At 29.4% G+C, this 14,222-nt stretch carries 8 protein-coding genes; 6 read left to right on the forward strand and 2 right to left on the reverse strand.

All coding sequences use genetic code 11. From position 1 onward, the window contains the following. Positions 1-922 precede the first annotated feature (922 nt). Positions 923-3,442: a molybdopterin guanine dinucleotide-containing S/N-oxide reductase gene (locus L8V79_RS01755; protein WP_263702276.1), complete on the reverse strand. Its 2,520-nt coding sequence runs from the start codon at positions 3,440-3,442 to the stop codon at positions 923-925. A 1-nt stretch (position 3,443) separates the two neighbouring features. Then, positions 3,444-4,022: a cytochrome C gene (locus L8V79_RS01760; RefSeq protein ID WP_263702277.1), complete on the reverse strand. Its 579-nt coding sequence runs from the start codon at positions 4,020-4,022 to the stop codon at positions 3,444-3,446. Between the two features lie 206 nt (positions 4,023-4,228). On the opposite strand from L8V79_RS01760, the gene L8V79_RS01765 reads away from it, so the two are divergent. The 6 genes from L8V79_RS01765 to L8V79_RS01790 all read left to right on the forward strand — a co-directional run bounded on the left by L8V79_RS01765 (position 4,229) and on the right by L8V79_RS01790 (position 14,183). Then, positions 4,229-7,990 (forward strand): Eco57I restriction-modification methylase domain-containing protein, encoded by a 3,762-nt coding sequence (locus L8V79_RS01765; protein WP_263702278.1) that lies wholly within the window; start codon positions 4,229-4,231, stop codon positions 7,988-7,990. Between the two features lie 2 nt (positions 7,991-7,992). Further along, positions 7,993-8,598 carry a hypothetical protein gene (locus tag L8V79_RS01770; protein WP_263702279.1) on the forward strand — a complete coding sequence of 202 codons (606 nt, stop codon included), beginning with the start codon at positions 7,993-7,995 and terminating at the stop codon, positions 8,596-8,598. Between the two features lie 77 nt (positions 8,599-8,675). Continuing rightward, complete coding sequence (locus L8V79_RS01775) at positions 8,676-10,853, forward strand: hypothetical protein (protein WP_263702280.1); 2,178 nt, start codon at positions 8,676-8,678, stop codon at positions 10,851-10,853. Between the two features lie 148 nt (positions 10,854-11,001). Further along, positions 11,002-11,430 carry a Panacea domain-containing protein gene (locus L8V79_RS01780; protein ID WP_263688009.1) on the forward strand — a complete coding sequence of 143 codons (429 nt, stop codon included), beginning with the start codon at positions 11,002-11,004 and terminating at the stop codon, positions 11,428-11,430. Beyond that, positions 11,420-12,184 (forward strand): hypothetical protein, encoded by a 765-nt coding sequence (locus tag L8V79_RS01785; protein ID WP_263702281.1) that lies wholly within the window; start codon positions 11,420-11,422, stop codon positions 12,182-12,184. Before L8V79_RS01780 ends, L8V79_RS01785 begins: the two co-directional genes overlap by 11 nt. A 55-nt stretch (positions 12,185-12,239) precedes the next feature. Next, positions 12,240-14,183 (forward strand): BCCT family transporter, encoded by a 1,944-nt coding sequence (locus L8V79_RS01790; protein WP_263702282.1) that lies wholly within the window; start codon positions 12,240-12,242, stop codon positions 14,181-14,183. Positions 14,184-14,222: the final 39 nt, after the last annotated feature.

Here is a 14,222-nt window from a genome sequence, read left to right on the forward strand (position 1 = left end):
AATTGTATTCCTTTTTATTTTTTAATTTATTTTTATTCTTTATTGTTTTATTTTTTTGCTATGGTTTTTTATTTTTGTTTTTAGTTGTTTGTGTTTTTAGTGATTTGGCTTTTGGATTTATATTGTTTGGGGATTTAGTTGTTTTATCTTTAAAATGTTTATAGCGAGTTTGATAAATTTGGTTTTTTTAGTTTTTATTGCTTATGTTTTTGCTTTTTTATTGATCTGAAAAATTAGGTTTGTTTAGTTGTTTAGTTGTTTAGTTGTTTAGTTGTTTAGTTGTTTTTATGGCTTAGATTTGTGTTGTTGGTTATTGAATTGTTATTTGGTGGGTTGTGGGAGGGGGTTATTATTTTATTTTTTATTGTTTTTATTTAGTGGTTTAGTCAGCTTGGTTATTGACTACAGATGGGCTTTAATTCTTATTTTTAGTTGTTTGATTTAGTTTTAGGTTTTTTATTATTCAGCTTGTAAAATAAATTATTTTAGTGTTAGGATGGTATAGATTTTGTTTTATAAGTAGTGTATTTGTAAGTGAGTTTGTGGTGGATTTTTGGGTGAGATAGTAGTTTTCTAGTAGCAATACTTTAATTTGATATTTGAAGCCATTGTGGTTGATAGGTTTTAGTTTTTACGTCTTTGTTTTTATTTGTTTTAATTGCTTATATTTTTTTATTAATCTGATAAATTTGGTTTTTACGTATTTTAGTTAGGTTAGGATTATGTGTTATGAAAATAGTAAATTAGTTGACTAATTTAGTTATTTAGTTGAATTGGTTTATTTTTAGCTTTTTTGTTTTTGGTTGTATTATAAAGTGTTATACGTGATTTTAATTTATAATAAAATCTATAATAAGATACAACATATGGATTGAAAAATCTAGCTTTCTTAGAAGAAAATTATCTTCTAAGAAAGAATGTTTTATTCAGCACCTTTTGGAGCTGTAAATGCTGTTATTTCAGGCGGTAATCCTTTGTATTTTTCTATATTTACTAAGCTTGTATGAGAAATGTTTCCGTTTGCTAATTCAGAAGTTGGCATATCAATAGTCAAGACATTTACGTTTCCGTATTTGCACATTCCTTCATCATTTGGGTCATACCACCCACCTTCGCATAATCTTACAACATTTGGCATAATGTCTTTTGTTACAACAGCACCTGCGAGAACTTGACCTCTTTTATTGAAAACTCTTACAATATCGCCATTTTTGATTCCAAGTTTTTTAGCATCAATTGGGTTAATCAATATAGGCTCTCTACCATTTACCGCATACTTTTCACGCAGTGAAGTATGGCACATTTGTGAGTGGAGTCTATTTGTTGGGTGATTGGTTAGTAGATGAAAAGGTGTTTCCTTGGTAGCATTTCCTAGCCATTCTATCGGCTCCATCCACATTGGATGTGCTTTGCAGTCTTTATAGTTATACTTTTCGATTGTTTTTGAGTAAATTTCTATCAAGCCTGATTCAGTACCTAGAGCATTTAAGATAGGATCTTCGATAAATTCAGAAAATCTAACCCATTCCATGCTTTCTATAGTTGGAGAAAAAGTTATAGGCTCGTTTTTCGCCCAAAATTCTTCAAAACTTGGCATTTTTGGTTCAAATACATCCCCATAAGCTTGAGTTTGTTTTAAAGCGCTATTGTAGTATTCTTTGATAAAATCTTTTGCATTTTTACCATTTTCAGTATAAGCATTAAATACATCATCTCCATACACTTTACAAATATCAGCAAAAATTTCATAGTCATCTTTGCTCTCGCCTATTGGTAATACCGCTTGCTTCATTGGAACTATATTCATATTAGAATAATCACCACTCATGGTAATATCATCTCGTTCATAAGAACTTGTAGTAGGCATTATAATATCTGCCATTTTGGCAGTTGGAGTCCAATAAATTTCATTTACAACTATAGTTCTTGGTTTTTGCCATGCTTTTACATTATTGTTTGTATCTTGATGATGAACTAATGGATTTCCACCCGCCCAATAAATAAAGTCAATATCAGGATAGGTTATCTTAGAACCATTATTGTCTATAACTTTTCCAGGATTTAACAAAGCATCGGCTATTCTAGCTACTGGAAAAGAATAACTAGCAGCATTTTGTAGCCATTCGGCACCACCTTGACTAACTCCTGCTTTTGGTAGCCCCTTAAATTTTCCATTTTCCCAAATTCCCACAGCTCCTGCTGTAATACCTCCTATAACACCACCTTTGCATGATGGAACCCCACCATTACTATAGTGATAGTTTAAGCCAAAGCCACCTCCTTTAGTACCAATTTGTCCTATCATTGAAGCTAGGGTTATTAACATCCAATGAGGTTGTTCACCATGATGAGCTCTTTGCATACCCCAACCACTCATGAGCATGGTAGGGTTATCATAAAAGCTTTCAGCTAGTGTTTTAATGGTTTTTTCATCAATCCCGCAAATTTTGCTTGCCCATTTTACATCTTTTTTAATACCATCATTCTTGCCATCTAAATAAGCTTTAAATTTATCAAAACCACTTGTATAATTTTCTAAAAATTCATAATTGACTTTATTTTTTTCGATCAGATGACTAGCCATACCTATCATCATAGCAACATCTGTATTTGGTCTTGGGGAGATCCATTGTGCATTTAAAAATTTAGCAGTTTCAGTTTTTATAGGATCTATACAAATAACCTTGATCTTGCTATTTTTTAATTTTTCAAAATACTGCAAACCCCTTTGGTCGTTTGAAGTCCAAGCTATTCTTAAAGTGGCGATAGGATTAGCACCCCAAATAACTACTATTTTAGAATGTTCTAAAATATTTTCCCATGAAGTTTGTTGTTCATAAACTTCAATGGAGCCTACAACATAAGGCATGATCACTTGAGAAGCTCCGGTTGAGTAATCTCCAGTAGTCCCTACAAACCCACCTGTGACATTTAAAAATCTATGAAGTAATATTCTACAATTTTGCATATTTCCGCTAGATTTCCACCCATAACTTCCACCAAATATAGCTTGAGTTCCTTTTTGCTCTCTTGTTTTTTTAAGTTCTTTTGCTATAAGTTTTATAGCCTCATCATAACTTACACGCACAAATTCATCTTTTCCTCTAAGCTCAGGCTTTGGATTGTCAGGATTTTCAAGATAACTTTTTCTTACATAAGGATATTTCACGCGCGATTTGTAGATCATATCTGCTGTATAGTGTTGTAAAGGATTGTCAATTTGTGTTACTTTTTCCCATGGCTCACTTTTGATCACAATGCCATCTTTAATGGTAAGCTTTAAAATTCCCCAATGTGCTGCTGTTATCACGCTTCCATTTTTTACTAAACCTGAATTTATAGTCGAAGCTTCAACGCTTTTTCCCATAACCAAACTAGGAACCAGAGGTAATACACTTAAACCAGCACCAATTTTTAAAAATTTTCTTCTATCAAGCCCCATTTTATTTTACCTCCTTAAAATCTTTTGCACTTTTTTGTAAATACTGTATCACTAACCAATGATCTTTTTTATCAATTCCTGTTCTATTTACCATTGATCTAAAAGTAGCAGGCCAACTATTAGCGCTAAATTCACTTTCTTTATGAACACTATGACAAATTCCGCAGTTATTCATATAAAGTTCTTTTGCTTTTATAAACATTTCTTTGTTGCTTTTTGCAAAATCTTTCTTATCAGTCCAAACTTCTATGGTAGCTTTATCCCATTTGCCATTTTTACTTTTAGTGTAAGTTTTAAAATCAAGTTTTGTATTTTTAGAAAATGCAGCAACTATGATTCTTTGACTATCGTTGTAATAAAGCACAGAAGGTGAAGCAGGATTAACATAGCCTGTGATCTTGACTAAAACTTTATTTCCATCAGTTTTTAATACTTTAAAAGGATTTGTAGGTAGCAATCTACCAACAGCTTTTGTGTCATTTTTGCTTAAGTAAAGTGAGCTTACTTCACTTGTAAAAAATTCATTTTTAGCACAAACAAAAGAAACAAGTGCTAAGCAGAAAACCAAAATTTTTCCCATTTTGCCTCCTTGACATTTTTTTGATATAAACTTATTGTATATCAATAAAATTAAAAATTTCTTAGTACAAAAAATGTAAAATTAAATATTATTTAATAATTTTTTATTGATTATCAGTTTATTTGTTTTTATATTTTCACAAAGTCTTTTCAATCCTTTAAAGTAAATTTTAGTAAAATACAAAATATTCTTTATAAAGGTTAAAAATGCACTTTACTTTGCTAAATGAAAAAGATTTTTTCAACCCTTACTACCGCAAAAAGCAAATTACACAAAATGAATTTGACACTTTTGGCAAGGCTTTAACGCAGTATCTAGAAAGGCTTGAAAGCTCACAAAGTGAAAATGAAGATTATCTTGTAGCTAACACACTTAGTCCATTTTTAACCACCCTAAATTTCAAAACCCACATCAAAACCAAGCAAAAAGGCAAAAGCGAGATTGATTTAGCTATTGCTAAAGATGAACTTAGCAAAGACTTAGAAGTTCTCATCGAAGCTAAAAAGCCCAACTCAAAAGAATTCATCACCCATACAAAGCCAAATTCCAAAGCCTTACATGAAGCCATTTTGTATTATTTTAGAAACAGAGAGCATAGCTTTAGTTTGAAATTTATCATCATCACAGACTTTTATAAATTCTACATTTTCAAAGCTAGTGAATTTGAAGAGCTTTTTTATAAAAACACAAGCTTTAAAAAGCTTTTTGAAGAATTTCAAAGCTCAAATTCACTTTTTAAAGGCAACACTGATGAATTTTACAAAGAAGCAAGCAAACTCATAGAAAATTCCAAAGAAAGCTTAAAAGGCTTTTTTATTGACTTGGCATTTTTAAAAGACAAGCAAAAGTCAAATTTCAAAAACCTAGCAAGCATTTTTAAAACCTTTCATAGAGACTTTTTGTTAAATGAATTTAGTCCAAATGACGCAAACTCACTAAACAACGCATTTTACAAAGAGCTTTTATACATCTTAGGTTTAAGCGAGAACAAACAGCTTTCTAAATTCATCATCACACAAAGTGAGCAAAGCAAACAAGCCCAAGGCACGCTTTATCATCTCATAGCGAGCAAACTCTCAAAGCATGACTTTGAAGAGGTGTTAAAATTCATCATACTTTGGCTAAATCGCATTTTATTTTTAAAGCTTATTGAGTCAAATTTAGTTAGATTTAACGATGATAAAACCCTTAAATTTCTAAACTACGAAAAAATTCCAAATTTTACTACCCTTTCACATCTTTTCTTTGATATCTTAGCTAAAGAAAAGCACACAAGGACGCAGAGTAAATTTAGCTATTTGCCTTATTTAAATTCATCGCTTTTTGAAAAACAAGCCATCGAAAAAACCACATTAGAAATTGCCACTTTAGAAAATGACGCTTTGCTAGAGTACCACCCACACACGCAGTTAAAAGATGACAAAGGCAAAAGCAAAAAAGGCAAAGTAGGTTTGCTTGAGTATTTGTTTGAGTTTTTAGACAGCTTTGACTTTGGAGCAGATGAGCAAAGCGAAGAACTTATCAAACAAAAAGAACTCATCAACTCAAGCGTTTTGGGAAATGTCTTTGAAAAGCTAAATGGCTACAAAGAAGGTAGTTTTTATACTCCAAGTTTTATCACTTCATATATGTGTAAAGCAAGTATAGAAAAAGTCGTGCTAGATAAGTTTAACCATACTTTTAAGTTAAATGCCACCAAGCTAAACGAGCTAAGAACCCAGCTACGCCAAGAAAAAATCCCTCAAGAACAAAAACTAGCCTTGCTAAATTCCATACGCATTTGCGATCCTGCGGTGGGAAGCGGGCATTTTTTAGTTTCAGCTTTAAATGCCATGCTTATGGTGCATTATGAGCTTGGTTTGTTTGAAGAGGACTTTTACTTAAGCGTGCAAAATGATGAAATTTTAGTGCAAAATCACAAAGGCCAGTTTTTAGAGTATAAACGCCCTGATTTTGACAAAGACAAAACCCACCTTTGCCAAAAAGAACTTTTCGAGCGTAAAAAAGACATCATAGAAAACAACCTTTTTGGAGTAGATATCAACCCAAACTCATGTGAGATCACTAAACTAAGGCTTTGGATAGAGCTTTTAAAACACAGCTTTTATGAAAGCTTTGATGATACAAACTATCATGATCTTAAAACCCTACCAAACATCGACATCAACATAAAATGTGGGAATTCGCTTATAAGTTATTTTGAAATTCACAAAAGCCTTTCTCACTACCCAAACATCAAAGAACGCATGGATAAATACAAACGCATAGTCAAAGACTACAAAGAAGGCTTTTACGCCGATAAAACTCTCATCGCAAAAGAGATCAAAAACCTTAAAGAGTCTTTTAAAAATTTCTGTTTAAAAGACAAATTTGCCAAAGAGATCAAGCAACTTACCAGCGGCGCTAATGAATACTCTAAAAAATACGGCGATTTTTTAGCACAAGATGAAAAAGATGAGAATTTTAGAGCATTTTTCTCTAAAAATATGTTTGAATTTGACTTTGATGAAAGTGCAGCTAAGAAAGAATTTAAAAAGCTTAAAAAGCTTTATGAGAGTATATTTGACTTAGAAAGTGCAAATCCTTTTGAATGGCGTTTTGAATTTAGCGAAGTGCTTGATGAGGGCGGGAATTTTCAAGGGTTTGATCTCATCATCGGTAACCCACCTTACATCAGACAAGAAGACATCAAAGAGTTAAAGCCAAATTTAGCCAAAAACTATAAGGTATATAAAGGCACAAGCGACATTTATACTTACTTTTATGAGCTTGGGTTTAATGTGCTAAAGCAAAATGGTGTTTTGTCGTTCATCACTTCAAACAAATACACAAGAGCAGGTTATGGAGAAGCTTTAAGAGAGTTTTTACTCAAAAATACCACACTTTTAGAATACATCGATCTAAATGGTATAAAAGTCTTTGATAGTGCTACGGTAGATACTTCCATACTAAGCTTTGAAAAAGCAAAAACTAAAGATAGTAGCTTCAAATACCTAGCCCCAAACACCGAGCTTTTAAAAGAAAATGACTTTAATATAGAAAGCATTTTAAATTTTAACAAAATCGCACAAAATTCTTTAAGCAAAGAAAGCTTTGCTTTCAATGATGAAAGCACAAACGCACTAAAAGCAAAGATAGAAAAGCACGGCACTCCGCTTAAAGACTGGCATGGGCTTAATATAAACTATGGCATAAAAACGGGCTATAATGAAGCCTTTATCATCACTACTGAAAAAAGAGATGAAATTCTAGCTAAATGCAAAGATGAAGCCGAAAAAGAACGCACCGCCAAACTCATACGCAAAATGCTACGCGGTAGAGATATAAAAAGATATAGTTATGAGTGGGCAGGGCTTTGGGTGATAGGAACTTTTCCAAGTTTAAAAATCGATATAGAACAATACCCATCATTAAAATCTTATCTATCTAAATTTTTACCACGCATAAAACAAAGCGGAGAAAAAGGCTGTCGTAAGAAAACAAGTAACAAATGGTTTGAGACCCAAGATAGTATAGCTTATTATCAAGAATTTGAAAAAGAAAAGATAGTGTATCCTAATATGAATAAGGAATTTATAGCATTTTTTGATAACGAATTATTATTGCTAAATCAAAAATGCTTTATTTTATCTCATCAATCAAATAATAAAAAAGAATTATTGTATTTAACAGCATTGCTGAATTCTAATGTCAATTTTTATTATTTTAAACAGATTGGAGCGAAGTTAGGTGCTAGTGGTTATGAAATGAGTAAAATATTTGTCGAAAAACTTCCTATACCAAAAATAAATTCTAAAAATGAAAAATTAGCAAACGAGCTTATAAGCTTAGTCGATGAGATTTTAGTTTTAAAAGAACAAGACAAAAATGCAAACACCAAAACCCAAGAAGATAAAATAAACTCTATCGTTTACAAACTTTACAACCTAAACGAAGAAGAAATAAAAATAATCAAAAACAAGGAGTGAAAATGAACCAAAATAAAATCGAGAAATTAACACAGCATATTTATAAAAGTAAAGAAATCTTAAAAGAAGAAAATCCATCGAAATGTTGGAAACAAATAAAATATATAGAAGAAATTTATAAAAATATATATTATGAAAATTTTGACATAGTATATCCTACTATTGAAGGTGAATATTACCCTAAGCCATCAGAAAATGATTATGGTATGATAGAATCTTTACAAAAGATGATAGAAAGAATGGAGATTTATTTAGCAGAGTTAAAAGATGAAAGTGAAAAAATAAAAGAAGATAAAAAGTTGATTAATATAAATAATGACATTAAAAACAACAATACAAATACAGCAAATGCCACTATATTTCAAAATATAACAATAGAACAAGCATTAGAAGAGTTAAATAAAATTCCAGAAGGTATTTTAGATAAAAATCAAAAAGAAGAAATAGAAAATTTACTTTTGGCTATTGATACATTAAAAGAAAAAGATAAGACAAAAACAAAAGAAAAGATATTTTCTGTTTTAAAATATTTAAGCGATAAAAGTATAGATGCTTTTATATCTTTGCTGCCTTATTTAGGACAAATTGCAGGAGTAGTAGGAAGATGACTCAAATAGTTTTTTCGAAATATTTTAAAGATCACAGTAGTTCTAACAAAATAATATTTGAAGTCGATAACAAATCTTTGAAAATAAAAATAAAAGAATATGGTAAATTAAAAGAAGTAAAAATCTTAAAGTCGGATAATTATGAAATACATATAGATGATATAGATAAAAATATATTTAAAATAGAGTGTATAGAATTTAAAAATTGTAGCTTTAAAGATATTTATTTTGAAAGTTTTGAAGATAAAAGACAAAATGCAGTGTTGTTGATTAGTGTAAGTCAAGATAACAATGAAATGCAAAGAAATACAAAACCAGATTTTAAGTCTAAAACAACTAAGGAAAATTTATGTTATCCAAAATTATATTTCGAGGCATGTAAATTTGAATATTTTGGAATAAAAAAAGCAGAAATTGATTACGAAAAAAATGAGAATGTTTCACGCGAATATATCAATTCGTATGCATTTTCTATGGATGCAATTTTTAATTATGATTTGCATGTAAACGCGTGTGAGTTTGATTTTGGTTTTCAACTGCTTGGTGTTCAGGTAAAAAGTAATATAACTTTTGAGGATATTACGTTTTCAAAAACTTTTAAAATATCCAGAAGTAATTTCAGTAAAAATATTAAATTTAAAAAAATTACATTTGATAGGGTTGTTTTAAAGAGCAATTCTTATGAAGAAATTCAAATGGAAAAAGTTGATTTTAAAAAAGATATTCTATTTATTAGTAATGAAATTATTAAGAGTGCATTTTTTAAAGGCATAACTGTTGAAAAGATTGAAAAGGATAATACTGTAGAATTTTATTTTAGATGTAAAGAAAATTCAGAAATAAATTTTACTAAGTGTTGTTTTTATAGAAGAATTAATTTTATTGGAAAATTTGATAATACTACACTAGATATTGATAATGGAAATATCTTTTATGAAAATGTTTTGTTTAAAGATATGAAATTTAAGAATAAACAAATTTTATCGGTAAATCAATTTAAAAAAGAAGTTTCTTTTTTTGGGGTAAAGTTTGATGATGGTATAGAAATAAAAGATGATTTCTTAAAAACAAAAAATATATCGTTTAAAAGTTGTGAATTTAATCAAGTAATTGCTTTTGAAAACAAAACTATAAAAAACTTAACATTTGGAACATGTATTTTTAATAAGGGTGTGTATTTTGTATTTTGCAATTTTTTTGATGTGAAAATTTATAGTTGTAGTTTTAACCATCCTGCTTCTTTTTATGGGTCTACTTTTAATATGGTTCCAAATTTTTCTCAATCTACTTTCAAAGATAGTATAAATTTAGTAAATATAAAAACTAATTTTAACTTCAAAAATTTAAACACTACTATAGATAACATAGATAAACCAAAATATGAAGCAGCAAATGATTTTAGAGATTCTTTCAGGAATTTTAAAAGTGCTTTGATAAAAGATAACAATTTTTTAGATGCTTCAAATTTTCATAAATACGAGCTTTATTGTAAAGAGATAGAACTAGAAGAGAAAGAGCTTAGAGTATTTTCTAAAGAGTGGATAGACAAATGGCAACTTGTTTTTTATCGTAAACTTTGCGATCATCATACAGACTTGCTAAAGGTATTTCATAATCTACTTATCATCATCATGCTTTTTAGTGTTTTTTATTTTGTACTTGATAAATTTAAACAACCCAGCATAGAAAATCATGCAAAATATCACATCGTTCAAGTAGATACTAACGAAAGCTATATCTTTAAAGAACACAATAAAACGACTTATAATATCTTTGGTTTAAATATAAACAAAGAAAGTGGCAAGCTAGATGAATTTATAAAAAACAATTTTGTTTATATATTGATTTTGTTATTTATAGTTTTACTGATACTTTCTTTCAATATTTTTACTAATTTATATATTTTTGTTAGCTTTTTTTATGTGATTTTTAATTTTTTAGATTTTGTAGCTTTGTATACACATATTGCTATTATAAGTCTTTTTGTATTTTTTGTATTGAAATTTATTTTACTTGATGATAAGCAAGAAATTATAAGAAAAATCATCATTGGTATTTCTTATATAGTTTGCATTTTTGCACTACTTGCAAAACCTAGTTTAATGCTTCCTGTGTTTGGAAGCTTTTTAGAAAAAGACAGCAATGCTACTTACCTTTTATTGCTTAGTTTATCGGTGGTGTATTTTATACTTGTAGCTTTAGTGATATTCTCACTCCAAAAAACCGCACGTAAAAACTCCATAGTGCCAAGTTGAAAAATATAAAAATGGAAAAAACAATAATTCAAGATGAAATAAAATAATAATAATAATAGGTGTTTAAATTTATATATGATATACTTTAAACAATTGATTAGGATTTTATATGTTGATATGATTAATAAAACAAACTAAAGGAGTAACAATGGTTAATGCTTTAGATTTAGCAAAATATATTCTTTATAAATCAGATAAAGATTTGAGTAATTTAGAACTACAAAAAACTTTATATTTTACGGAACTTGATTATATTAAAAAATTTGATAAACATCTTATTAATGATGATTTTGAAGCTTGGAAGTATGGCCCTGTTGCTAGAGATGTTTATTGTGAATACAGAAATTATGGAGCTAATTCTATAGATAAGCCTAATGAAGAAATTCAATTAAATCTTGACAATGATGAATTGGATACAATTAATGATTCGATTAAAAAATGTAATAAACAATCTTATTGGATTCTTGTTGAAAAAAGTCATAGAAAAGGTGGAGCATGGGAGCAGAGTTTTAAAGAAAATAAAAAGGAAATTATCGATAAGAAATTAATAAAACAAGAAGCCAAAAATGAATTTTAAAGAAGAACATAAGGAACTAAAAGTAATTATAGAAAAAATATATAATGAGCAAAGCTTAGAAAGTAGTTGTGATGACATTGTAGAAAAGTTAATCGCAATTTATAAAACAGAATATAAGCATAAGTATTCAGAGCTTACGACGATAATATTAAATATTACAAAAAGCGACAGAGAACAAGATTTGATGACATTAGCTCAAAATGTGAGAATGCTTGAGGAAAAATTAGATGATAAAAATTGCGATAAGTGTATTAAAGAAAAAATTAAAGATTTTTATGATCATATTAATTTAGAGTGTGTCAGATTACAAGATTCTGATGGTAAAATAAAAAAGATAAAAGATGAATATAATGAGCTTTATAAAAACTACAATAATATAAAAGACAACCTTAGCAAGCAACAAACTCAATATATCACTATTTTAGGTATTTTTGCTTCTATTGTTTTAACTTTTGTAAGTGGTTTGGTTTTTTCAAATTCTGTTTTTTCAAATATAGATAAATCAAGCATATATAGACTGATTTTTGTTATGTCATTTATAGCTTTATTTATGGGAAATACTCTTTATGCTTTATTCGCATTTCTTTTAAAAATTTCATTATCGCATGATTTTCAACATAATAAAAAATTTCTCTACGGGTTTAATGTGAGTGTATTGTTAATTATGTTTGCAAATTTTTTATTTTATCTATACGAAGAGAAACTAAAAGATATATCTTTATTTATTGAGAAAATGGTATATATTTTTATATAAGATATTTTGGAATTTAGCTTATGGTATAATGAAAATTATCCAAAAAAGGAGTACCATGCTAAAGACAAGTTTTAAAAAATCAGTTTTTATCCCAAGCATTAGCATTATAATCATCTTAAGTCTTAGTTGTATTTTCTTGCCTAAGCTTACAAATGATTTTATCAATCATATTAAAAGTGGAATTTTTTCAAATTTTTCATGGTTTTATATATTAAGCGTGAGTTTTTTTGTGTGTTTTATGCTAGCACTTGCTCTTTCAAAATTTGGCGATATCAAGCTCGGCGATGATGATGAAAAACCTCATTTTAAATTCACTTCATGGCTTGCTATGCTTTTTGCTACGGGTATGGGTGTGGGGCTTATGTATTTTGGTGTGGCTGAACCTCTCATACATAAAAAAGCCTTGCAAACAAGCGATGAAGAAGCTATGCTACATACTATCTTCCACTGGGGAATTCACCCATGGGCTATTTATGGGGTGTGTGCTTTGGCTATGGCGTATTTTGGTTTTAGATATAAAATGCCTCTTAGTTTGCGTAGCGCTTTTTACCCTTTGCTTAAAGACAAAATTTATGGCTTTTGGGGAAATTTAGTCGATATGCTAGCTTTGATTGTCACGGTTTTTGGCATTAGTACCACACTTGGTTATAGTGCTTCTCAGCTTAATGCTGGCTTTTTAAATTTAGGCATTTTAAACGAACAAAGCTTTTTAGAACAAAGCGTGATTATAATCATCATCATTTCTTTAGCTACGCTTTCATCGATTAGCGGTTTGACAAAGGGCTTAAAAATTTTAAGCGAGGCAAATTTGGTTTTTGCAGTGTGTTTAATGCTTTTTGTGCTTTTTTCAACCAACACCATTCAAATTCTTTCACAATTTAGCTCTAATATTGGAAATTATTTGCAAAATTTAATTTCTTTGAGCTTTAAGACTTATTATTATGAAAAAGAACATATAGAGTGGTTTAATAATTGGACTATTTATTATTGGGCTTGGTGGCTTAGTTGGGCACCTTTTGTGGGCTTTTTCATCGCTAAAATTTCTCGCGGTAGAACGATAAGGGAATTTATCTTTGGTGTGCTTGTAGTACCTACTAGTTTTAATATACTTTGGTTTAGCATTTTTGGCAATAGTGCTTTAAATTTTAATGATATTTTAAGTCCTTTTACTTCAGCACCTGAAAGTTTGCTTTTTTATTTTTTACAAAATTTTTCTTTTTCTTATTTTAGCTCTTTGCTTGCACTTTTGGTTTTAGCTTTATTTTTCATCACTTCAGCAGATAGTGGGATATTTGTGTTAAATTCTTTAAGCAGTGGTGGTGCTCATGAGCCATATAAATGGCAAAATGTCCTTTGGGGTTTTGTACTTGCGCTTTTAGCTACTTCTTTGCTGTATTCAGGTGGCTTGGGAGCGATTTTAAGTATCACTATGATAGTGGCCTTACCTTTTGCTTTTTTGCTTTGTTTGATGTGTTTTTCACTGCTTAAAGGTTTAATCGTAGATGTAAATTACTCTTTAACTAAGCTTAGTCAAAGCAGTGTGTATTTTTCAGGAGAATTTTGGCAAGAAAGACTAGCTAGAATTTTAAAACAAAGCAAAGAACAAGACATACAAAATTTCTTAAATACCAAAGTTAAAAATGCTATGGAATCACTCAGCCAAAGTCTAAAAAATTACGGCTTAAAAACACAGATTGTTCAAGAAAAATCAAGTATAAGTTTGATTATAAAAAAAGAATTTGCAAAAGATTTTATCTATGGAGTGCAAGTAGTAAAAAAACAAGCAAGCCAAAGCATAATCGATGATAAATTTATGCCAACTTATTCTAAAGAATTTATCTTTGAGCCACAAACTTTTTTTGCTGATTCGCGTAATGGTTATAATATAGAGTATTTAAACGAACAAGAAATCATCGTAGATATACTAAAGCAGTATGAGAGGTATTTGCAACTTTTATTTGATGATAAAAATGAAATTTTTACCAAAGCTTATGATTAAAAAGCGTTATAATTTCACTTTATTTTATAAGAAAGGCCT

Source organism: Campylobacter sp. IFREMER_LSEM_CL2194, from assembly GCF_025771685.1.
GTDB lineage: Bacteria > Campylobacterota > Campylobacteria > Campylobacterales > Campylobacteraceae > Campylobacter_D.